The 21637-nt window shown below is 64.9% G+C and carries 18 protein-coding genes and 1 pseudogene; 3 read left to right on the top strand and 16 right to left on the bottom strand.

Annotation, left to right across the window (positions count from 1 at the left end; translation table 11 throughout):
- Positions 1 to 97 precede the first annotated feature (97 nt).
- The 9 genes and pseudogenes from AC50YA_RS08735 to AC50YA_RS08695 all read right to left on the bottom strand — a co-directional run bounded on the left by AC50YA_RS08735 (position 98) and on the right by AC50YA_RS08695 (position 10752).
- Positions 98 to 1540 carry a sugar porter family MFS transporter gene (locus AC50YA_RS08735; RefSeq protein WP_494981895.1) on the bottom strand — a complete coding sequence of 481 codons (1443 nt, stop codon included), beginning with the start codon at positions 1538 to 1540 and terminating at the stop codon, positions 98 to 100.
- 32 nt (positions 1541 to 1572) lie between these two features.
- The gene (locus AC50YA_RS08730; RefSeq protein ID WP_494981894.1) at positions 1573 to 2445 is read right to left on the bottom strand and encodes a sugar phosphate isomerase/epimerase family protein; all 873 of its coding nucleotides are present in this window, start codon (positions 2443 to 2445) and stop codon (positions 1573 to 1575) included.
- 114 nt (positions 2446 to 2559) lie between these two features.
- Positions 2560 to 3573, bottom strand: a complete 1014-nt coding sequence (locus AC50YA_RS08725) for a Gfo/Idh/MocA family protein (RefSeq protein ID WP_494981893.1) — start codon at positions 3571 to 3573, stop codon at positions 2560 to 2562.
- Positions 3574 to 3600: 27 nt separating this feature from the next.
- A complete protein-coding gene (locus AC50YA_RS08720; RefSeq protein WP_494981892.1) occupies positions 3601 to 4518 on the bottom strand; it encodes a sugar phosphate isomerase/epimerase family protein in 918 nt (305 codons plus the stop codon).
- A gap of 177 nt (positions 4519 to 4695) precedes the next feature.
- A pseudogene (locus AC50YA_RS08715) lies at positions 4696 to 6204 on the bottom strand (CoA-acylating methylmalonate-semialdehyde dehydrogenase); the annotation flags it as partial.
- A gap of 47 nt (positions 6205 to 6251) precedes the next feature.
- Positions 6252 to 8201, bottom strand: a complete 1950-nt coding sequence (iolD, locus tag AC50YA_RS08710; RefSeq protein WP_494981891.1) for a 3D-(3,5/4)-trihydroxycyclohexane-1,2-dione acylhydrolase (decyclizing) — start codon at positions 8199 to 8201, stop codon at positions 6252 to 6254.
- Between the two features lie 5 nt (positions 8202 to 8206).
- Complete coding sequence (locus tag AC50YA_RS08705) at positions 8207 to 9130, bottom strand: Cgl0159 family (beta/alpha)8-fold protein (protein WP_494981890.1); 924 nt, start codon at positions 9128 to 9130, stop codon at positions 8207 to 8209.
- Complete coding sequence (gene iolC, locus AC50YA_RS08700) at positions 9127 to 10161, bottom strand: 5-dehydro-2-deoxygluconokinase (RefSeq protein WP_494981889.1); 1035 nt, start codon at positions 10159 to 10161, stop codon at positions 9127 to 9129. Before iolC ends, AC50YA_RS08705 begins: the two co-directional genes overlap by 4 nt.
- A 186-nt stretch (positions 10162 to 10347) precedes the next feature.
- Positions 10348 to 10752: a tautomerase family protein gene (locus AC50YA_RS08695; RefSeq protein WP_494981888.1), complete on the bottom strand. Its 405-nt coding sequence runs from the start codon at positions 10750 to 10752 to the stop codon at positions 10348 to 10350.
- Between the two features lie 168 nt (positions 10753 to 10920).
- Here AC50YA_RS08695 and AC50YA_RS08690 point away from each other — a divergent pair, with 168 nt between their 5' ends.
- Entirely contained in the window at positions 10921 to 11280 is a 360-nt protein-coding gene (locus AC50YA_RS08690) for an ArsR/SmtB family transcription factor (protein ID WP_494981887.1), read from the top strand.
- The gene (locus tag AC50YA_RS08685; RefSeq protein ID WP_494981886.1) at positions 11277 to 11759 is read left to right on the top strand and encodes an SRPBCC family protein; all 483 of its coding nucleotides are present in this window, start codon (positions 11277 to 11279) and stop codon (positions 11757 to 11759) included. Before AC50YA_RS08690 ends, AC50YA_RS08685 begins: the two co-directional genes overlap by 4 nt.
- Positions 11760 to 11901: 142 nt before the next feature.
- Here AC50YA_RS08685 and AC50YA_RS08680 read toward each other — a convergent pair whose 3' ends face one another.
- Positions 11902 to 12747 carry an aldo/keto reductase gene (locus AC50YA_RS08680; RefSeq protein ID WP_494981885.1) on the bottom strand — a complete coding sequence of 282 codons (846 nt, stop codon included), beginning with the start codon at positions 12745 to 12747 and terminating at the stop codon, positions 11902 to 11904.
- Positions 12748 to 12787: 40 nt separating this feature from the next.
- On the bottom strand, positions 12788 to 13786 hold the full coding sequence (locus AC50YA_RS08675; RefSeq protein ID WP_494981884.1) for an MFS transporter: 999 nt from the start codon (positions 13784 to 13786) through the stop codon (positions 12788 to 12790).
- A gap of 169 nt (positions 13787 to 13955) precedes the next feature.
- Between AC50YA_RS08675 and AC50YA_RS08670 the strand changes: the two genes are divergently transcribed.
- Entirely contained in the window at positions 13956 to 14405 is a 450-nt protein-coding gene (locus tag AC50YA_RS08670; RefSeq protein WP_494981883.1) for a MarR family winged helix-turn-helix transcriptional regulator, read from the top strand.
- Between the two features lie 142 nt (positions 14406 to 14547).
- Here the strand turns inward: AC50YA_RS08670 and sucD are convergent, their stop codons facing one another.
- The 5 genes from sucD to pcrA form a co-directional block, all read right to left on the bottom strand.
- Complete coding sequence (gene sucD, locus AC50YA_RS08665) at positions 14548 to 15450, bottom strand: succinate--CoA ligase subunit alpha (protein WP_494981882.1); 903 nt, start codon at positions 15448 to 15450, stop codon at positions 14548 to 14550.
- 11 nt (positions 15451 to 15461) lie between these two features.
- Entirely contained in the window at positions 15462 to 16631 is a 1170-nt protein-coding gene (gene sucC / locus AC50YA_RS08660) for an ADP-forming succinate--CoA ligase subunit beta (protein ID WP_354249575.1), read from the bottom strand.
- 222 nt (positions 16632 to 16853) lie between these two features.
- Positions 16854 to 17561, bottom strand: coding sequence for a hypothetical protein (locus tag AC50YA_RS08655; RefSeq protein WP_494981881.1), 708 nt, complete (start codon positions 17559 to 17561; stop codon positions 16854 to 16856).
- Between the two features lie 18 nt (positions 17562 to 17579).
- Positions 17580 to 18899: a glycosyltransferase gene (locus AC50YA_RS08650; RefSeq protein ID WP_494981880.1), complete on the bottom strand. Its 1320-nt coding sequence runs from the start codon at positions 18897 to 18899 to the stop codon at positions 17580 to 17582.
- A gap of 132 nt (positions 18900 to 19031) precedes the next feature.
- Positions 19032 to 21620 carry a DNA helicase PcrA gene (gene pcrA / locus AC50YA_RS08645; protein ID WP_494981879.1) on the bottom strand — a complete coding sequence of 863 codons (2589 nt, stop codon included), beginning with the start codon at positions 21618 to 21620 and terminating at the stop codon, positions 19032 to 19034.
- Positions 21621 to 21637 lie beyond the last annotated feature (17 nt).

Below are 21637 nucleotides of genomic sequence, written 5' to 3'. Positions count from 1 at the left end.
GGATTTTCCTGCAGGAAGTGAGAGAGCGTCCACGACCCCGCACACGGGGACAGGAGAACGCCCGACGCCGGCCGGCGTCGGGCGTTTTTGCGTCACCTTAGACGGACACGCCTGAGCGCTGCTTGAACAGGTGCTCCAGCTCCTCCAGGGATTTATCCTTGGTCTCCGGAACGACGCGTTTGACCCAGACAATGGCACACAGCTGCAGTGCCACGAAGATGAAGAACGTCGCCGAAACGCCGATCCACGAGACCATCTGCGGGAAGAAGAACCCAATCAGGAAGTTAATCATCCACAGCACAAAGACGCAGATGCCCATCGCGATGCCGCGGACGTGCATGGGGAAGATCTCGGACATGGTCAGCCACGTGACGGTGCCGATGCAGCCCTGCATTGAAGCCAGGAACGTCACCATGAACAGCAGCACAAGGTAGCCGCGCAACGTGCTCTCCGGTAGGAGCATGGAGACGAGCGCGATGGCCGTCAGGGACGTGGCGGTGCCGCACAGTCCCACGATCAGCATGGGCTTGCGGGGCACCCGCGTCATAAGATACATGCCGACGATCACGGCCGCCACGGACGTGACGCCATTGAGGACGTTGGCAATCAGGGCGCCTTGGTCGCCGAATCCGGACGAGGACAGGATGGACGTCCCGTAGTACATGATGGCGTTGACGCCGCTGATCTGGTTGATGATGGCCATGCCCAGGCCCACCACGAAGATCCTGCGGATCCACGGAACGGTGAGGTCCTTGAACGTGCCCAGCCTGGCCTGGTAGTCCTCCCGGGCTGCCTGCCGGACCTCGTCGAACTCCGCTGAGACGTCGCCGGCTGCGCGTGTGGACCGCAGTACCTCAAGGACGGCCCCGAAGCGACCGGCCGACGCCAGCCAGCGCGGGCTCTCCGGCAGGACCAGCATCCCGAACCACAGGACGACGGCCGGGAGCGTGGCGATGACCAGCATCCAGCGCCACACGTGCGTTTCTTCGGGGAAGGCGTTGCCGAGCACCGCATTAAAGGTGAAGGCCAGGAACTGGCCGGTGACGATCATCAGCTCGTTTTGCGTGACGATGCGGCCGCGTTGGGCCGCCGGCGACATTTCCGCGAGGTACACGGGGACAATCACGGAGGCGCCGCCCACGGCCAGGCCCAGGAAGGTCCGGGCCGCGATGAGCAGTTCCGTGCTCGGCGAGATGGTGCAGGCGATGGTGGCCATGACGAAGATCAGGGCCAGTCCCATGATGGTTTTGCGCCTGCCGAAGCGGTCCGAGAGCCGGCCTGCGCTGATGGCGCCGAAGGCCGCACCGAAAAGGAGCGTGGACGTGACCAGCCCTTCAGTGAGCGGCGTCAGTCCCAGGTCCCGCTGCATAAACGGCAGGGCGCCGTTGATGACGCCGGTGTCGTAGCCGAACAGGAGTCCGCCGAACGTGGAGAAGAGCGCCACCTTCCGCATGAACTTCTTCGGATTGGCCGGCTTGGACGGGTTGTTCGGCTTGGTGCTGCCGGGGGCGTCGGATTGGACTGTGCCGGGATTCGTCATGGTTCCTTTGTTTTGGTCCGTCTTCGCCGCCACTACTTGGCCTGGGCGACGTAGTTGCGCATCGTCTCCAGCTGGTAGCGGGACACGTCCTCGGCGTTGTCGTCTTCGGCGAAGACACTGGACACCATAACGGTGTTGTCCTTGTCCAGGAAGCCGATTTCCTTGAGCCCGGCGAAGAACTCGTCCCAGTTCACGTCGCCGTCGCCGATCTTCAGGTGCTGGTGCACACGCACGGCGTTTCCGGGCGGATTGGTGATGTAGCGCAGGCCGTGGGAGGCGTGGTGGTCCATGGTGTCCGAGACGTGGACCAGGCGCAGCCTGTCCCCGGCTGCCCGCATGATCTCTAGGGGCTTGTTGCCCATGTGGAACGAGTGCGAGGCCACGTAGACCATGCCGATGTTGGGCGAGTTGACGCCGCGGATGACGCGGATGGCGGCCAGGCCGTCTTCGACGAAGTCGTCCGGATGCGGGTCGATCAGGACATCCAGGCCCTCCCGCTCGATGATCGGCAGCAGCTCTTCCATGGAGCGGTAAAAGGCGCGCTCGGACTCTTCGGCCTTTTCGGGGCGACCGCTGAATTCGGTATTCATGGTGCTGACGCCAAGGTCCACGGCAATTTGGATGGCGCGCTTCCAGTAGCGGACCGCTGCTTCGCGGGCATCCTCATCCGGACCCGACCAGCGCAGCACGGGAAGCACCGACGCGATTTCGACGCCGGCATCCTTGCAGGCCTTATTCATCTGGGCCACGAGCTCATCGTCGGCTTTGGGGTGGTTGTAGAACGGGATCATGTCCGCATGCGGAGTCAGCTGCAGGTACTTGTAACCGAGATCGGCGGCCACGCGCGGAAATTCCAGCAGGCTGTGGCTGTGGTGGAACGGGGTGGGGTCCAGGGCGATTTTCATGGTCACTCCTTTGTGAATAAGTCAGTTGTCGACCCGAGTTTTTGTCCAGATAAAGCGCCGAAAAGGGCCTCAAAGTCGCTTTATCTGGACAAAAACTACGAGAGCGGGCGAGTCTTAGCTGTAGAGGTCCGGCTTGGTGTTCAGCCGGACCGTCACCTTTTCGCCCGACTTCTGGGCCTCGACGCCGGCCTCGCAGCAGGCTGCCGTGGCGTAGCCGTCCCAGGCGGTGGGTCCGCCGATTTCGCCGCGGAGCGCAGCGTCCACCCAGGACTGGATTTCGACGTCGTACGCCGCGCCGAAACGCTCTTCGAAGCCGGGGGTGACGTTGCCGCCCCAGCGGCCGGCGCTACGGGTGTACGGGCCCTTGTCGCCGCCGATGTTCACGATGCCGTCTTCAAAGGAGGCCTGGGTGGCCACCTCGTAGCCGAACTTGGCGTTGACGTAGATCTCGACGTCGGCCAGGACGCCGGACTCGGTTTCGAGCAGTACGTGCTGCGGATCGTGCTGGCCGGCCGGAGCGTTCTTCGTGGCCTTGCCCAGGCGGACCTGCACGGAGGTGATTTCCTCGCCGGTGAAGAAGCGGATGGCATCGAACTCGTGCACCACGGAGTCGTTGATGAGCATCTCGTTGGTGAAGCCGGCAGGGGTGGTCGGGTTGCGGTGCTGGTGGTGCAGCATCAGCAGCTCACCGAGGTCACGGTCGCGGATGATGGAGCCAAGGGCTGCGTATTCGGCGTCGAACCGGCGCATAAAGCCCACCTGGATGCGCTTGTGTCCCAGCGCCGTTTCGGCCTGGACAACTTTCCACGCACTTTCGGCGTCAGGGGTGAGCGGCTTTTCGCAGAGGATCGGCAAACCCTTCTCGAGCGCCTTGTACAGGATTTCCTCGTGGAGGAAGCCCGGCGTGGCGATCAGCACAGCGTTGACGTCGCCGTTGCTGAGCGCCTCTTCGGCGTCGGCCAGGGCCACTGCGCCCGGGATGCCTTCGATGGCTGCCTGGGCGCGGGCGAGGTCGACGTCGACGACGGCGGCCACTTCGGCGCCGTGGATGCGGGTGCTTAGCCGCTTGATGTGGTCGGCGCCCATGCGGCCCGCGCCGATAACGGCAACGCGGAGAGTATCAGTCATTGTTCTGTCCTTTAGGTATCAGGGGTACTAGCTGACCCTGGTGCGGGAGCCGCACGAGAGCAGGTAGTTGCGGGTGCGCTTGGCAATGGGCATCGGGACGTCGAAGGCCACTGGGTACATGTCCTGTTCCACGATGCCGAAGATCGGACGGTTGAGTCCTTCGACCGCCTCGACGACCGCACGCAGGTCCGGAAGACCGTTGGGCGGTTCGGTCATAACGCCGGCCAGGTTGGCAGCGGCCCACGTCATGTTTTCCTCGTTGACCTTCTTCAGGACCTCCGGGTTGATCTGCTTCAGGTGAAGGTAGCCGATGCGGTCCGGGTAGTTCTTGATCAGTTCCAGGCTGGAGGCCCCGCAGTATTCGGCGTGGCCGGTGTCCAGGCACAGGTTCAGGTACTTCGGATCGGTGGCGCCCAGGAGGGTTTCGATGTCCCGCTGCGCACCGACGTGCGAGTCAGCATGGGAGTGGAACTGCTGGTGCAGGCCGAACTCTTCCAGCAGGACCTTGCCCATGCGGTTGTGGCCGGCGAAGAGATCAGCCCACTGTTCGTCGCTCAGTTCGCCGTTTTCCACGGCCTCGCCCGTGACGTCGTCGCGCCACATGGCGGGGATGACCACGATGTGTTCGCCGCCCATGGCAGCCGTCAGTTCGGCAACCTTGCGGGCCGGTTCCCAGGCTTCGTCGTACTGCTTGGCGCCACGGTGGAAAGCCGTGAAGACCGTCCCTGCCGTGACCTTAAGGTCGCGGGCCTTGAGTTCCTCGGCGAGCCGGGTGGGGTCGTTCGGCAGGTACCCGTACGGACCCAGTTCGATCCACTTGTAGCCGGATTCGGCCACTTCGTCGAGGAACCGTTCCCACGGGGTCTGCTTGGGGTCGTCAGCGAACCAGACGCCCCAGGAGTCCGGCGCGGTGCCGATGATGAGTTTGTTCTCTTTGTCTGTCATGACAGCGTTGTCTTTCTGTGTTGTCGGGCCGGTAGGGTCGGGCGTGGATCAGTCCCGCCGTCCGCGCCCTTCGGAAGCATCGTCGGCCCGTCCAGGGACGGCGTCCTCTCCTACGGCCAGCTCGTCAGGGAGTCCCTCCGCGATTCCATCGTGCCGGACTTGGTGGCTGTCGTCGGCGTGGGAGGGGAAGTTGTAGGAGGCGCCGGAGGCGTGGGTGGGCTCGGGCCAGCGGGAGGTGACGACTTTGCCGCGGGTGTAGAAGGAGACGCCTTCGGGGCCGTAGATGTGCTTGTCGCCGAAGAGTGAGGCTTTCCAGCCGCCGAAGGAGTGGTAGGCGACCGGGACGGGCAGGGGCACGTTGATGCCGATCATGCCCACGGTCACGGAGCGCTGGAATTTGCGGGCGTTGGCGCCGGAGGAGGTGAAGATGGCGGTGCCGTTGCCGTAGGGGTTGGCGTTGATCAGGGCGATGCCTGCGTCCAGGTCCTCCACCCGGACCACGACGAGGACCGGTCCGAAGATTTCCTCCGTGTAGGCGGTCATTTCGGTCTTGACGTGGTCCAGGACGGTGGGGCCGACCCAGAAGCCTTCCTCGTGGCCGGGGACCACCAGGTCGCGGCCGTCCACCACCATCGCCGCTCCCGCGGCTTCGGCTTCGGTGACGATCCGGACGATGCGTTCCTTGGAGGCCGGGGTGATGACCGGGCCCATTTCGGCGTCGGGTTCGGTGCCGTTCTTGACCTTGACGGCGAGGGCGCGCTCTTGGACCTTTTTGACCAGCAGGTCCGCGGCGTCACCGACGGCGACAGCAACGGAGATGGCCATGCATCGTTCGCCGGCCGAGCCGAAGGCGGCCGCAGCGAGGTGGTCTGCCGCATTGTCCAGGTCCGCGTCGGGCATGATGATCGCGTGGTTCTTCGCACCACCGAGGGCCTGGACCCGCTTGCCGTGCTTGGTAGCGGTTTCGTGGACGTACTGGGCGATCGGCGTGGAGCCAACGAAGGAGATGCCGTCCACGTCCGGGTGGGTCAGGAGCCCCTCCACGGTTTCCTTGTCGCCGTGCAGGACCTGGAAAACGCCGTCGGGCAGGCCGGCCTGCTTCCACAGCTTGGCCAGCAGCATCGAGGCGGACGGGTCGCGCTCGGAGGGCTTGAGGATGAAGGCGTTGCCGGTGGCGATGGCCATCGGGGCCATCCACAGCGGCACCATCACGGGGAAGTTGAACGGGGTGATCCCGGCGACGACGCCGAGCGGTTCGCGGAAGGAGAAGACGTCGATGCCGGTGGAGACCTGGTCGGAGTAGTCGCCCTTGAGCAGGGTCGGGATGCCGCAGGCGAACTCGATGACCTCCAGGCCGCGGCCGATCTCGCCCTTGGCGTCGGAGAGGACCTTGCCGTGTTCGGCGGTGATCAGCTCGGCGAGCTCGCCAACATGGGACGCGACGAGCTCGCGGAACTTGAACAGGACGGCGGTGCGCTTGGCCAGGGAGATGTCACCCCAGCTGTCGGCGGCGGCACGGGCAGCGGCAACAGTGGCATCGAGGTCCGCCCGGTTGGCCAACCGCAGCTCGCCGGAGACGGCGCCCGTGGCCGGGTTGTAGACCGGCTGGGTGCGGGTGCCGACGCCTGCGGTTTCCGCGCCGTTGATGAAGTGGTTGATGGTGGTTATCTCAGTTGTGACAGTCATGGCGACTCTTCCTTGAGTTGTAAAGCTTGCGGGTGTCGAGGAGGGTGTCAGCCCAACAGCTTGCGCTGGCGGCTCTTGTGGTCGGTGTAGGTCTTGAAGGCCTGCTGCGTGGAGTCGAGGTCTGAGACTTGGGAGACGGGAACGTCCCACCATGATTCGGAGCTCGGAGCGTCCAGCAGTGGATCGGATTCAACGTGGATCAAAATGGGCCCACTGCGTTCAGGCGCGGCCTTGGCGTCCCGGACGGCCTGCTCGAGTTCGGCGATGACCTTCTCCCCCGGTTCGATCCGGATCACCTTCACGCCGAGGCTTTCGGCGTTCAGGGCCAGGTCCACCGGAAGGGTTTCGCCTTCGTCGAAGCTGTGCTGTTCCTCGTTCAGGACGCGGTACTGGGTGCCGAAACGCTGCGAACCGAGGGATTCGGACAGCGATCCGATGGAGGCGTAGCCGTGGTTCTGGATCAGCACGACGATCAGCTTGATGCGTTCGGCGACGGCGGTGACCATCTCGGTGTGCATCATCAGGTAGGAGCCGTCCCCCACCATGACCACAACGTCCCGGGCCGTGCCGCCGGCGGCGGCTTCAGCCAAGGCGGCGCGCTTGACGCCCAGCCCGCCGGGGATTTCGTAGCCCATGCAGGAGTACGCGTATTCCACGTGGTAGCCGAAGGGGTCCCGGACGCGCCACATCTTGTGCAGGTCACCGGGCAGGGAGCCCGCAGCGCAGATGACGACGTCCGCCGCGTCCATGGCCCGGCTGGTCGCGCCGATAATCTCGTTCTGGGCCGGCAGCGGCGTGAACCGGGTGTCGAACGCTTCATCGACCGTGGCGTCCCAGCGCTTCTTCTCCGCGGCGATCGTCGCTTCGAGGTCCGCACCGACGCGGTACCCGCCCAGAGCCTGGTTCAGCTTGACCAGTGCCTTGCGGGCGTCCGCGACGATCGGCAGCGAGGTGCCGTGCTTGTACGCGTCGATGGCGGCGACGTTGATGTTGATGAACTTTACGTCGGGGTTCTGGAACGCGGTCCGCGAGGCGGTGGTGAAGTCCTCATAGCGGGTACCGATGCCGATGATCAGGTCCGCCTCGGCAGCGATGGCGTTGGCCGCCGTCGTGCCCGTGGAGCCGATGGCACCGAGGGAGAACTTGTGGTCCCACGGCAGGACGCCGACGCCGGCCTGGGTGTTGCCCACCGGGATGCCCGTCATCTCAGCAAATGCAGCGAGTTCCTCGTTGGCGTAGGCGTACAGCACGCCGCCGCCGGCGATGATCAGCGGGCGTTTCGCGGCACGGATGGCCTCGGCGGCGCGACGGATGTCCTCGTCGTCGGCCTCGGGGCGGCGGATCCGCCACTCACGCTCGGCCAGGAACTCCTCAGGCACGTCGAAGGCCTCGGCCTGGACATCCTGCGGCAGCGAGATAGTGACGGCACCGGTTTCGGCCGGATCCGTCAGGACCCGCAGGCCGTGGTGGAACGCCGAGAACAACTGCTCCGGGCGGGTCACCCGGTCGAAGAACTTGGACAGCGGCCGGAACGCGTCGTTGACCGTGATGTCATAGGCGTAGGGCTGCTCCAGCTGCTGCAGGACCGGGTCCGCGGCGCGCGTGGCAAAGGTGTCACTGGGCAGCAGCAGCACCGGCAAGCGGTTGGTCGTGGCCAGCGCCGCCCCGGTGAGCAGGTTCGAAGATCCCGGACCGATCGAGGTGCTGATCGCAAACGTCTGCCGGCGCCGGGTGTGCCGGGCATAACCGACAGCCTGGTGCACCTGTGCCTGCTCGTTGCGGCCCTGGTAGTACGGCATGATCGTGGGGTCCGCGGCCTGGTACTGCTTCAACGCCTGGCCAACGCCGGCAACGTTGCCATGCCCGAAGATGCCGAACGTCCCCGGAATCAGCCGCTCCCGGTAGTCCTCGGTGCCGATGCGGTCCACCGTGTACTGCCGGGAAAGGTACTCAACGACGGCCTGGGCGACTGTCATTCTGCGTGTTGCTGTTCCCATGGGGCTTACTCCGATACTTTCGCTGATGACTGCAGCGCGGGCGTCTTGAGCAGCGAGGCGGCGGTGGCGACGGCGCCGGCCACATCGCCGTCCTGCGGGTACAGCAGCGTCCGGCCTACGGTGAGGCCCTGGACGCCGGGCAGGGCCAGTGCGGCCTGCCAGCTGGCGAAAACCTCATCCTGGGTGCCTTCCGGGTCCCCGCCGAGGAGCACGGTGGGCAACGTGGTTGCCGCCATGACGCGTTCCATCTCGGCCACCACGGGCAACTTCATCCAGGTGTAGGCACTCGTGGAGCCCAGGCTCTGGGCGATCGCGATGGACTTGATGACGGCGTCCGGGGTGAGGTCGTTGCGGACCTTGCCGTTGGCGTCCCGGACAGACAGGAACGGTTCCACCATGGCGATCAGCTTGCGTGCGGCGAGCGAGTCGACGGCCCGCGCCGTGGCTTCCAGCGCGGAGGCGGTGTCCGGGTCGCCCAGGCAGATGCGGGTCAGCATCTTGCCGCCGTCTGCGCCCAGGGCTTCCAGGGCTGCGGCCGTGTGGCCGGTGAAACGGTCATCGATTTCATTGACGAGCCCCGCCAGGCCACCGCGGTTCATCGAGCCGAAGACAAGCTTGCCTTCCAGTGCCCCCAACAGGAGCAGGTCATCCATGATGTCCGGGGACGCCAGGACACCGTCCACGGCGGGATGTGCCAAGGCAATCTGCAAGCGGTCCAACAAATCGCGGCGGTCCGCCATGGCCACTGGATCATTTCCCACGGAGAGGGCTCCGCGGGCCGGGTGGTCGGCGGCAACGATGAAGTTCTGCACGCCATACTTCAACCCCGGATGGCGGCGGCGGGTGGCTGCCGCGCGGGCAACGGCATCGGGGTCTTGGAGCCGGAGGGCGCTGAGGTGCTGGTAGCGGCGGGGATCGTTGGCGCTCAAGACGCTGCTCCTTCGGAAACTGTGGTGTGGGACGGGCGTGAAGCGGCGGCACCGGCCAGGGCAGGTACCAAACGGCCGCGTTCGGCCAGCAGCGAGGTGACTTCCTCCGGCGTCGGCATGGCGTCGGCGCAGGAAAGACGGGAGGCCACAATGGCGCCGGCTGCGTTGGCGTAATCCAGGACCTGGGCCAGCGGCCAGCCGGACAGCAGTCCGTGGCAGAAGGCTCCACCAAATGAGTCGCCGGCACCGAGGCCGTTGACGGTTTGCACCGGGACCGGCGCGGAGACTACGCGTTCGGTGCGGGTCTTTGCCATCACGCCTTCCGGCCCAAGCTTGACGACGGCGATCTCGACGCCGGCGGCCAGCAGCCGGTCGGCCTGCTCGTCAGGGGTTCCTTCGCCTACGGCGACGGCACATTCCTTGTCGTTGCCGATAGCCACGGTGACGTGCGGCAGGATCTTTGCAACCTCGGCCCGGGCTTCCTCTTCGGAGGCCCAGAACATGGGCCGGTAGTCCAGGTCCAGGATGGTGTACTGGCCTTCCTTGAGACCGGTCCGCGGACGGGCAGCGTGGGCGGCCAGGTGGGCCTCGCGGCTGGGCTCCTGGCACAGGCCAGTCACCGTCGACCAGAAGATTCCGGCCTCGCGGATGGCTTCGAGGTCCAGCTCCGCGGCCTTGATCTGCAGGTCAGGCGCCGTGGGGAAACGCCCATAGAAGTAGAGCGGAAAATCATCCGGCGGCATAATGGCGCAGAACGTCACCGCGGTGGGCCATTCCTTCACCGGCGTAACGAATGTATCGTCCACGTTGAACTTGCGCAGTTCACGGTGGAGGTATTTCCCGAAGGCGTCGTCGCCGGTGCGCGTGATCACGCCAGCATTGCGGCCATGCCGCGCCGCGGCCACGGCCACATTGGACGGGGAACCTCCGAGGTACTTTCCGAAGGACGTGACGTCCTCCAGATCCACCCCGATGTCGTTCGGGTAGATATCAACACTGATGCGCCCGATCGTGAGCAGTTCGTGGGTCACGGTAATCGCGGACCTTTCTGGTTTGAGCTCCATACCCCTGTACAGCAAGAGCTAGAGCTCCGGTTCCTGGCCGGGCCCCCGTGAGCGGGGCCACAACAACTACCTTGCCCTAGAATCATTGTCCTGTCAAAGGTTTGTACTGACATATTTACAACCTGCATAAGGGCTGACTTGGCGCCCTTAGGATTACTTCCGGGGGACCGCGAGTTCGCCCGTGACATACTGTGCCCGCCCGAAGCCGAACGACCAGTCATCGGCGGAATTCTCCACATATCCGATAAATACGTCCTCGCCGGCAATATCAAGTTCGGCCAGCCGGTCAGCGATCGCGGCGAAGAGGGATTGCTTGGCCGCCTGGCTCCGGCCGCCTTGCGTAAAGATCTGGATCATCACCACATCAGGGGTGCGATCGAAGCCGAGCCCCGCATCCTGGGCGACGATCTGGCCCTGCGGATGCTCCGCAAGGACGTGGAAATAGTCCCGCTCGGGGATGGCATACTCCGCGAGGATGGCATCGTGGATACCCCGACTCAGGCGCTGCAGCTGTTCGGAACTGCGCCCTTGATTAACATCGATTCGTACCAGTGGCATTTTCATCTCCCTAAAGCTTGTCCTGACATACTAACAAACTTTAGGGATGGACGGCAAGGAAATCCCCAGAAACCCCTTCCGCACAGGCCGGGTCAGCGGTATGGTTAAACAACCAGATAGTTGATCAATGAATTGGTTGATTACCGACTCAGAAAGGTCTGCACCACGATGAACCCCGACGACGGCACCTTGGACTCGGCCTTTATGGCCCTGGCCGACCCCGTGCGGCGGCGGATCATCGCCCGGCTCAGCCGCGGGCAGGCAACAGTCAACGAATTAGCGGAACCCTTTGCGATCACCAAACAGGCGGTCTCGAAGCACATCCAGGTCCTCGAGCAGGCCGGGCTCGTCACCCGCAGCAGGGAAGCCCAGCGCCGGCCCGTCCACCTGAATCCCGCACGGCTGGAGGCACTCACAGCGTGGATCGACCAGTACCGGCTGGTCCGCGAAGAGCAGTTCCGCAGCCTGGACGCCGTGCTCCGTTCCAATGCCGCCACCGGCGGCGCACACCCGAAGGAATCATCATGAGCAATCCCCTGAACCTCACCGTTCCTGAAGGACTCCCGTTCATCGATTTTGAGCGCGAGTTCGACTTCCCCGTTGCGGAGGTGTTCCGCGCCCACAAGGACCCCGCCCTGATCACCCAATGGCTCGGCCCGCGTGGCATGAAGATGGAAATCAACCACTTCGATTTCCGGACCGGCGGCAGCTACAGCTACCTGCACACGGGGCCCGACGGCGTGCCATACGAGTTCAGCGGCGTTTGTCACACCGTCCGGGAGAACGAATTCGCCATCCAGACCTTCGAATTCGGCGGCTATCCGGACGTCGTCAGCATCGAGTTCCTCACCTTCGAGGACCTCGGCAACGGCCGTTCCCGCGTCCGTGGCCACTCCGTCTACCCCACACTCGAGGCCCGTGACGGCATGGCGCAGTCCGGCATGGAGGGCGGCATGACCGAAGGCTACGAGCGGCTCGACGAACTGCTCAGCGGCGCCAAGGTCTAGGACAGGCCCTAAACGCGTACGACGACGGCCGGTTACCTTTCCGAAAGAAGGTAACCGGCCGCTGTCACACCGGTGGTCGAGCCTGTCGAGACCCGCCGCCACACCGGTGGTCGAGCCTGTCGAGACCCTAGTGTGTGCTTTCCTAGCCGTTGAACTCCGCCGGGTGCGGACCGGTGCGGCCGTCCCGCTCCAGGCCGTCGATGACCGACAGTTCCTCGGCTGTCAGGTCGAAGCCGAAGACGTCCAGGTTCTCCCGGATCCGCTGCGGAGTTACGGACTTGGGGATGATGATCCGGCCCTGCTGCAGGTGCCAGCGCAGAATGGCCTGCGCGGGGCTCACACCATGCCTTGCCGCGATGGACGCGACGGCCGGATCCGCCAGCACGGCACCCTGGGCGAGCGGGCTCCAGGCCTCCGTGGCGATCCCGTGAGCGGCGTTGAAGCCTGCAATGTCCCGCTGCTGCAGGGCCGGGTGGAGTTCAATCTGGTTGATGGCCGGGACCGTGCCGCCCAGGTCAATGACCTTCTGCAGGTGTTCGGGGAGGAAGTTGGAGACGCCGATGGCCCTGGCCCTGCCGCTGGCCAGCAGGTGCTCCAGCGCCCGCCAGGATTCGAGGTACAGGCCGGTCGCCGGTGCGGGCCAATGGATGAGGTAGAGGTCCAGGTAGTCCAGTCCCAGCTTGTCCAGGCTGGCCTCGAACGCAGCGAGCGTGGCGTCGTAGCCGAGATCGGCCACCCACAGTTTGGACGTAATGAACAGCTCTTCCCGGTCGATGCCCGACTCGGCGATGGCGCGTCCGGTACCTACCTCATTGCCGTAGATGGCTGCGGTATCGATGCTCCGGTAACCAGCAGCAAGCGCGTGGCTGACCGCGGCAGTGGTGTCGTCGTCGGACACCTGGAAGACGCCGAACCCCAGCTGCGGCATCCGCACGCCGCTGTTGAGGGTGATCTCGGGGATGGACGTGCTGATGGGGGTGGAAGTCATGGGTTCTCCTGTTGCAGGTTGAGGATTGAGGTTTGAAGGATTAGTGCAGGACGGCGACGGGCTCTGCGGCCACGCGTCCGCCGGGGGCAGAGGATGCCTGCCGGACGGCCCGCTTGGCTCCGGTGGCGGCGATGATCTTCACCACGAGCCCCAGCAGGGCGATGCCCGCGCCGGCCCAGATAGGCGAGGTGTAGCCGAGTCCGGCGGTGATGGTCACTCCGCCGAGCCAGGCACCGAGGGCGTTGCCGACATTGAACGCACCGATATTGGCGCCGGAGGCGAGGGTGGGGGCGCTGGAGGCGTACTTCATCACGCGCATCTGCAGTCCCGGCACGGTGGAGGCCGCGAAGCCGGAGACCTCGGTGAGCGTGAAGGCGATGTACGTGAAGGCGCCGAACATACCGCCGTAGCCGAGGATCGTGACGAGGATGGAGAGCCACACCTGGCCGGGCGCGCAGTTCACTGCGCAGGGTTCCGGGCGTGGTGTCCCCATGGCCGGTCTCGGAACCAGCGCGAGGATTCCCGCCAGGGCGATGACCCCGATGACGGTGATGGCCCAGAACGTCGAGCGCCAGCCTGCGGCCTGTCCCAGCATGGTGCCGAACGGCACGCCCAGGACGTTGGCGGCGGTGAGCCCGGTGAACATGATGGCGATGGCGCCGGCCTTTTTGGTGGGGGCAACCATGTCCGCGGCCACCACGGCTCCGATCCCGAAGAAGGCACCGTGCGCCAAGGCGGCGATGATCCGGCCGATCATCATCATCCCGTAATCGGGAGCGATGGCGGAGACCAGGTTGCCGGCGATGAACAGCACCAGCAGGACGGCGAGAACGGGCTTGCGTTCGAAGCGGGTCACCGCCGCGGTCAGCACCAATGCGCCGACGACGACGGCGAGGGCGTACCCGGAGATCAGCCAGCCTGCCGTGGCTTCGCTGACCAGGAAGTCGGCGGCAACCTCGGGCAGCAGGCCCATGATCACGAACTCGGTGAGTCCGATGCCGAACCCGCCAAGGGCGAGGGCTATCAGGCCAATGGGCATGTGGATGCTCCTTTGAAAACTGTACGGAATGAGATAGGACGCGTAAGCTAGTAGTTGCAGACGCGTTATTTATTGTTGCGCAAGCAGATACACCGCGCAAGCAACTATTATCGATTGTGCTCCGCCTCACGCCACCAGGCGGCTGGAGCACCCGCGAGAGGAAAGACAGATGGGCATCAAGGACGACGCCGTGGAGGTCCGGGCACAGGGTTGGCGCACGCTCACGGCGCTGCACGGCCTGATCGAGGGTGAGCTGGAACGCTCCCTGCAGGCCGAATCAAAGCTGTCAGTGGTGGAGTACACCGTGCTGGATGCGCTCAGCCGCCAGGACGGCTGGCACATGCGCATGCAGCAGCTCGCCCGGGTCACCGCGCTCAGCGCCAGCGCCACCACCCGGCTGGTCAACAGGCTTGAGGACCGCGCCCTGCTGACCCGGATTCTCTGTGCGGACGATCGCCGTGGCATCTACACCGAGCTCACGCCCAGCGGCATCGGCCTGCTGGAGGAAACCCGGCCGGTCCATGACGCCACGCTGGAACGCGCCCTGGCGGAGGCCCAGGAGATTCCCGAGCTGGCCGCGCTGGTGGACGCACTCCCCCGGCTGCACGCGAACGCCTAGTTTCCGCCCACCCTCCGAGTACGACGGCGGACGGTCACCTTCCGGAAGAAGGTGACCGTCCGCCGTCGTACTTAACCAAAAAACGCGGGACCACCTCCGTCCGATGAGGACGGCAGGTGACCCCGCGCTGTACTTTTTGGTGCTAGAGCGTTGCGAAAACTTCGCGCAGCAGCTTGGCGGTCTCGGACGGCGTCTTGCCGACCTTCACGCCTGCAGCCTCGAGGGCTTCCTTCTTGGCCTGGGCGGTTCCGGCGGAACCGGAGACGATGGCGCCGGCGTGGCCCATGGTCTTGCCTTCCGGAGCGGTGAACCCGGCAACGTAGCCAACAACCGGCTTGGTGACGTGTGCCTTGATGTAGTCGGCAGCGCGTTCTTCAGCGTCGCCACCGATTTCGCCGATCATCACGATCGCCTTGGTCTCGGGGTCAGCCTCGAACGCGGCCAGGGCGTCGATGTGCGTGGTGCCGATGACGGGGTCGCCGCCGATGCCGATCGCGGTGGAGAAGCCCAGGTCGCGCAGTTCGTACATCATCTGGTAGGTCAGGGTACCGGACTTGGAAACCAGGCCGATGGGGCCTTTGCCCGTGATGTTGTTCGGCGTAATGCCAACCAGCGCCTCACCCGGGGTGATGATGCCGGGGCAGTTCGGGCCGATGATGCGCGTGACCTGGTTGCCGTCGGCGTCAACCGTGGACTGGGCCAGTGCCCAGAACTCGGCGGAATCCTGGACCGGCACACCTTCGGTGATGACGACGACCAGGCCGATGCCGGCTTCGATGGCTTCAACAACGGCGTTCTTGGTGAACGCCGGCGGGACGAAGACGATGGAGACGTCGGCGCCGGTTTCAGCCATGGCTTCCTTGACGGTGCCATAAACGTTGATTTCGGTGTCGCCGTGCAGGACCGTGGTGCCGGCCTTGCGGGCGTTGACGCCGCCAACAATGTTGGTGCCGGCCTTCAGCATCAGGGCGGTGTGCTTGGTGCCTTCGCCGCCGGTGATGCCCTGGACGATGACCTTGGAGTCCTTGTTCAGATAGATAGACATGGTGCGTCCCTTTACTTAGCTGCGTTGGCGAGCTCGGCGGCCTTGTCGGCGCCCTCGTCCATGGTGGCGGCCAGGGTAACCAGCGGGTGGTTGGCCTCGGCCAGGATGCGGCGGCCTTCTTCAACGTTGTTGCCGTCGAGGCGGACTACCAGCGGCTTGTTCGCGTTGTGGCCCAGCTCGGCCAGCGCGCCGACGATGCCCTTGGCGACGGCGTCACACGCGGTGATGCCACCGAAGACGTTCACAAACACGGACTTGACCTGCGGGTCGCCCAGGATGACGTCGAGGCCGGCAGCCATGACCTCGGCGGAAGCTCCACCGCCGATGTCCAGGAAGTTGGCGGGCTTGACGTTGCCGTGGTTTTCACCGGCGTAGGCAACAACGTCCAGGGTGGACATGACCAGGCCTGCACCGTTGCCGATGATGCCCACTTCGCCGTCCAGCTTGACGTAGTTCAGGTCCTGCGCCTTGGCCTTGGCCTCGAGCGGATCGGCAGCGTCCTTGTCTTCAAGGAGGGCGTGCTTGGCGTGGCGGAACTCGGCGTTCTCGTCGAGGGAGACCTTGCCGTCCAGTGCCACGATGTCGCCGGCGCCGGTCTTGACCAGTGGGTTGACCTCAACCAGGGTGGCGTCTTCCTTCTTGAAGACGTCCCAGAGCTTGAGGATCACGGCGGCGACTTTGCCGCGCAGTTCCTCATCGAAGCCTGCAGCTGCAACGATTTCGTCAGCCTTGGCCTGGTCGATGCCCACAGCGGGATCGATGGCGATTTTGGCGAGCGCCTCAGGGCGTTCGACGGCGAGCTGTTCGATTTCCATGCCGCCTTCTACCGAGCACATGGCCAGGTAGTTGCGGTTGGCCCGGTCCAGCAGCACGGAGAAGTAGTACTCCTCGGCAATGTCGGCACCCTGGGCAATCATCACCTTGTTAACGGTGTGGCCCTTGATGTCCATGCCCAGGATGTTGGTGGAGTGCTCAAACGCCTCATCGGCGGTTTTGGCAACCTTGACGCCGCCAGCCTTACCGCGGCCACCGGCCTTAACCTGGGCCTTAACGACAGTTACGCCGCCGATTTTCTCGGCAGCTGCCTTTGCTTCTTCTGGGGTGTACGCCACGATGCCGGCAAGCACGGGTACACCGTGCGCCTCGAACATATCGCGCGCCTGGTATTCAAACAGGTCCACGGTTTAGTGTCCTTCTACGTCGAAGTAGTTTCTGTACAGTCGGGCACCGCCGAAGACGATGACCGGGCTGCGGATTGCCTGCACCTGCGGCCAGTTCGGAAACGGGCCCCACTGCGCAATGCTCCATTCGGAACTCTAGTCCTCTCTGAGGACCGGCCCGTTCCACAGTACCGCTTATGTGAGTAACGACACTATTCTATGGAGCGTAGAAAAACCCCTAGATTACGGGGTTTTTGAGGCCTCTGCGGGTGCCGGAGAAGCTGTTGCCGCTTCCTTGGAAATAAGTTCGTAGCGGTCCCGGGCCACAAAGAACCCGACGCCGGCCGAGACGTTTCCGCATGCCACGCCGCCGTTGTAGGCGGCACAGCGCAGCCCGTTCCGTTCCAGGTTCTGGCCCTCGGCGAGGACCGGCAGTTCCGTCAGCGGACCGGCCCTATTCCCCTTGGGTCCGTACGCTGCCTCCATTTGTGTGACGCCGGAACGGCACTCCCCGTACGTTGCCTTGTCCGGGCTGAGCAGCGCCGTCCCGCCCAGATAGCCCAGGCCGGTGCCAGCGCAGTCGTCCCTGATGTCGCCCGCGGCAGGTTTGGGGTAACCGGCAAGCTCACAATGCGCCACGGGGACGGTGGCGAGCTTGTTGTTGGCCGCGTCGCTGAAGCTGTTCGACTCATACGGGAGGTTGAGGTGTTCCCCACGGGCCGACGTCAGGGAACACACGATGTTCCGGTCCTCCGTGATGAAGGACAGGACGTCGCCGCTGGCCCTGAACGCGGCGGGGTCGGCCAGCGCTGCCTGTTCGAGTTGCTCCATTGCCGGCAGCGGCGGCGGCACCGCGTACCCCGGGTCCTCTGTGGTGATGCTGCAGGCAGTGCCTGCCAGCAGGAAGAAGGCGGCCAGGATCCCCAATACAGTCCGTCTCATGGCCTCCATTATGCCCCGGTAGCGGCCTCAGCCCGGTGTGCGCCTGCCCGCGGCCTCCACTACTGCGGCAGCAGCTTCAGCGGGATCCTCACCCTCGAACTGCTCCTGCATCTTCCGTGCGCGGCTCTTCCAGCCGGGATCCGCCAGGACCTTTCCCACTGCAGCGGCGATGTCGGCGGGCCTGGGTGACTCCGTTCTGAGGTTAATACCGACGCCGGCGTATTCCACCCGGGCGTTAACATCACTCTTGCCCTCGTTGATGCCCGACACCACCAACGGAACACCCTTGGACAGGCTCAGCTGCACACCGCCAAATCCACCGTTGGTGATGAAGACATCCGTAAAATCAAAGACCTCGGCGAAGTCCACGTAGTCCCGCACCACCACGTTGGGCTGCGCGTAGCGGGCTTTCAACGCCTCGGTGCCGTGCCCGCCGGTCGCGACGATGACCAACGCATCCATGTCCTTGACCGCGTCAAGCGCCGGAACGATGAGTTTGTCCTGATCGAGGTTGTCCACAGTTCCCTGGGTTACAACAAGTGTGGCCGGATACGACCGGGGAAACCCGCCGTCCCCGCCGTCCCCGCTGGACCCGCTGGACCGGGTGGCGGCCTGTCCAGGCGTCCGGTACGGCAAGAGCGCACCGACGTAGTGCACTTTGGGGTTGACCCGGCGCCGCGGGAAATCGAGGGATTCCGGGCCGGTCTGGATAATGGCGGCCGAGCACCGATAAGGTTCGTCCGTCAGCCGGCCTTCCCGCGGAACAGCCTGGCCGTAGGCGGCGTGCTGCCGGCGGTAGCTTTCGCTGGCCGGCCGCAGGATGACCTTGTCGGACAGCAGCCCCGCCAGGCCTTGGACCGCCTTCTCCACGGGATTGCGGGGCGGCCGGAACCCGAAGAAGAGCGGTGGTACCTGCCGGTCGCTTTCCATGTTGGGGATCGCGACAAAATTCACCACCGGCTTGCCCATCAGATGGGAGAGGAGACGGTGAATAAACATGGAGCTGTCCACCACGGCAACATCGAAGGGATACTGCTGCGCGGCTTCACGGATGTCCTCGAAGAAGTGGCTGACGTTGCTGGCGAATATTTTCTCGCCGTCGAAGCCGATAGCCCGTGGGCCCTTGAGCTTGGCCCGCTCCGGGTAGAGCTCATTGAGGTTGTCCGCGCGGTGCTCGGTGGCTCTGAGGAAGGGGAAATGCTGGATTCCCATTCCTCCGAGCCTGTCTGCATAGACGGGACCCGTATACCAGGCCACCTCGTGGCCGCGGCCCTTGAGCCGCATCGCCACGCCCGTCATGGGGTTGAAATGGCCGTCAATGGCCTGGCTGGCGAACAGGATCTTCACGGTGGCGCCCCCGAATCTGCTGTGCTCAAGTGGCCTGCGCTTCACCGGTTTTCCGGCTTCACCGATTTCCCGGCTACGGGCGCGTTCCTGAACTGTAAGCCCGCAGGGGTGCCCGGACAAGGGCAAGCGTGGCTAGGCGTCGAGCTTCGTGAGCGGCGCGTACCGGAGCAGGAGGCGCTTCTCGCCTACGTCGAACTTCACCTTGGCGACCGTCTTATCCCCCGCGCCTTCCAGCGCCAGCACCGTGCCGTTGCCGAAGCTGGTGTGGTTGACCTTGTCGCCCACACTGACGGCCACAATCTCCTTCTGCGGCTGGACCCGGTTCTTGGCGATGGCCGCGGGAACGTCCGCGTTGAAGCCTGCCGACGAGTCGGCGGCCGCACCGCGGGACGTGCCGGCGCCCCAGAAGGATCCGCCGTACCGGCTGGAGCCGATCGTCGCACTGCTCCCCCACCCGCCGGACTGCTTGCTGGTGCCTTCGCGTTTCCACTCCAGCAGCTCGGCGGGAATTTCCTCGAGGAACTGGCTGGCCGGGTTGTACTGGCTTTGGCCCCACATGCTGCGGACTTCGGACCGAGTGACGTAGAGGCGCTTGCGCGCGCGGGTCAGACCCACGTAGGCCAGCCGGCGTTCCTCGGCGAGTTCCTTGGGGTCCGTGGCCGAGCGCTGGTGCGGGAACAGCCCGTGCTCCATGCCGGTCAGGAACACCACCGGGAATTCGAGTCCCTTGGCGGTGTGGAGGGTCATCAGCGTGACCACCCCGAGGCGTTTGGCTTCCGCCACGGCGGCGTCGATGTCCGCGCCCGGCGCATCCGGGATCTGGTCGGCATCAGCCACCAGGGACACCTGTTCCAGGAAAGCGCCCAGGGACCCTTCCGGGTTCTCCTGTTCGTATTCACGTACGACGGCGACGAGTTCCGCCAGGTTCTCCACGCGGGACTCGTCCTGCGGATCAGTGCTGGAACGCAGCCCGGCAAGGTAACCGGTCTGTTCCAGGACGGCCTCCAGCGCAGCGGCGGCGCCGGAACCGGAGGCAACCTCTGCGAGGTCTCCCAGCAGTTTCACAAACCCGAGGACAGCGTTGACGGAACGGGTGGCCATGCCGGGGGCTTCTTCAGCCCGCCGGGCGGCGGCCATAAATGACATCCGTTCGCGCTGGGCCAGCGCGGCCACGGCACCTTCGGCGCGGTCACCAATGCCGCGCTTGGGTTCGTTGAGCACCCGGCGCAGGTTGACGTCGTCGTCCGGGTTCACCAAAACCCGGAGGTACGCGAGGGCGTCCTTGATTTCCTTGCGGTCGTAGAACCGCGTGCCGCCCACCACCTTGTACGGCAGGCCAACCCGGACCAGCACGTCCTCAATGGAACGGGACTGCGCGTTGGTGCGGTAGAAAATGGCAACGTCACCGGGGCGGAGGTTGTCCTCGTCCTGGAGCCGGTCAATCTCCTTGGCAATGAACTGGGCCTCGGCGTGCTCGTTCTCGCCCACGTAGCCGATGATCTTGTGGCCCTCGCCCTCGGCGGTCCACAGCCGCTTCTCGGGGCGGTTGGGGTTGCGTGAAATCACGGAGTTGGCCGCGCTGAGGATGTTCTGCGTGGAGCGGTAGTTCTGCTCCAGTTTGATGGTGCGGGCGTCCGGGTAGTCCTTCTCGAATTCGACGATGTTGCGGATGTCGGCGCCGCGGAAGGCGTAAATGGACTGGTCGGAGTCGCCGACGACGGTGAGTTCGGACGCCCCGGGGCCCTCACCCACAATTTCGCGGACCAGGGCGTACTGGGCGTGGTTGGTGTCCTGGTACTCGTCCACCAGGACGTGCCGGAACCGCCGCCGGTAGGAATCAGCGAGCGCCGGGAAGGCGCGGAACATGTAAACGGTCTCGGCGATGAGGTCATCGAAGTCCATGGCGTTGGCCTGGCGCAGCCGCTGGGTGTAGCCCTTGAAGACCTCGGCCACGGCCTGTTCGAACGGATCGTTGTAGTTCGCGGAGGACGAGTAGGAGTCGGCGTCGATGAGCTCGTTCTTGAGCGCTGAGATCTTGTGCTGGATGGCCTTGGGCGCGAACTTCTTGGGATCCAGGTCCAGGCTCTTGGAGACCTGGATGACCAGCCGCAGCGAGTCCGCGGAGTCGTAGATGGAGAAGTTCGACTTCCGGCCAACGTTGGCTGCCTCCTGGCGCAGGATCCGCACGCAGGACGAGTGGAACGTGGAGATCCACATGATCTTGGCCCGTCCACCCACCAGCGCCGAGATGCGCTCCCGCATCTCGGCGGCGGCCTTGTTGGTGAACGTGATGGCCAGGATCTCACCGTGATGCGCGCGGCGTGTGGCAATGAGGTAGGCGATCCGGTTACTGAGGACGCGGGTTTTTCCCGAGCCGGCGCCGGCCACAATAAGCAAGGCGCCGCCGGCGTGCTTAACGGCCTCCTCCTGCTGCGGGTTGAGTCCCTGCAGGAGTTCCTCGGCATTGGGCCGGTGGTGGACCGGCTCGCCGTTGCCGTCATGAGCGGGCTGCTGATTGGCCCAGCCGCCCGTGCGCTGGGCGCCTTGGTCTGCTGCGTGTTCGGGGCCGTTGGCGGGCCCGCCGCCAGACCCGCTACTGGACCCGCCGCCACCGAATTCGGCGGCCGCGGCAAGGCCTTCCGGGCGCGACTTGGTGCGGGCGGAGGCTGGCGCGGCGGCCTTGAACGGTCCGTCAGAGTACGGGTCAAACAACATATCCATGGTGCCTACAAGTCTAG

Source organism: Pseudarthrobacter sp. RHLT3-21 (genome assembly GCF_059383495.1).
Note: the sequence above shows the minus strand (reverse complement) of the source record. Positions and strands in the feature narration are given on the sequence as shown.

Bases quoted from the DNA above. Each gene is read 5' to 3' on its own strand.
- iolD (WP_494981891.1), bottom strand. From the start codon at position 8,201: ATGGGAACAGCAACACGCAGAATGACAGTCGCCCAGGCCGTCGTTGAG.
- AC50YA_RS08725 (WP_494981893.1), bottom strand. From the start codon at position 3,573: ATGACTGATACTCTCCGCGTTGCCGTTATCGGCGCGGGCCGCATGGGC.
- AC50YA_RS08735 (WP_494981895.1), bottom strand. From the start codon at position 1,540: ATGACGAATCCCGGCACAGTCCAATCCGACGCCCCCGGCAGCACCAAG.
- sucD (WP_494981882.1), bottom strand. From the start codon at position 15,450: ATGTCTATCTATCTGAACAAGGACTCCAAGGTCATCGTCCAGGGCATC.
- pcrA (WP_494981879.1), bottom strand. From the start codon at position 21,620: ATGGATATGTTGTTTGACCCGTACTCTGACGGACCGTTCAAGGCCGCC.
- AC50YA_RS08685 (WP_494981886.1), top strand. From the start codon at position 11,277: ATGAGCAATCCCCTGAACCTCACCGTTCCTGAAGGACTCCCGTTCATC.
- AC50YA_RS08680 (WP_494981885.1), bottom strand. From the start codon at position 12,747: ATGACTTCCACCCCCATCAGCACGTCCATCCCCGAGATCACCCTCAAC.
- AC50YA_RS08695 (WP_494981888.1), bottom strand. From the start codon at position 10,752: ATGCCACTGGTACGAATCGATGTTAATCAAGGGCGCAGTTCCGAACAG.
- AC50YA_RS08690 (WP_494981887.1), top strand. From the start codon at position 10,921: ATGAACCCCGACGACGGCACCTTGGACTCGGCCTTTATGGCCCTGGCC.
- AC50YA_RS08655 (WP_494981881.1), bottom strand. From the start codon at position 17,561: ATGGAGGCCATGAGACGGACTGTATTGGGGATCCTGGCCGCCTTCTTC.
- AC50YA_RS08670 (WP_494981883.1), top strand. From the start codon at position 13,956: ATGGGCATCAAGGACGACGCCGTGGAGGTCCGGGCACAGGGTTGGCGC.
- AC50YA_RS08720 (WP_494981892.1), bottom strand. From the start codon at position 4,518: ATGACAGACAAAGAGAACAAACTCATCATCGGCACCGCGCCGGACTCC.
- AC50YA_RS08675 (WP_494981884.1), bottom strand. From the start codon at position 13,786: ATGCCCATTGGCCTGATAGCCCTCGCCCTTGGCGGGTTCGGCATCGGA.
- AC50YA_RS08730 (WP_494981894.1), bottom strand. From the start codon at position 2,445: ATGAAAATCGCCCTGGACCCCACCCCGTTCCACCACAGCCACAGCCTG.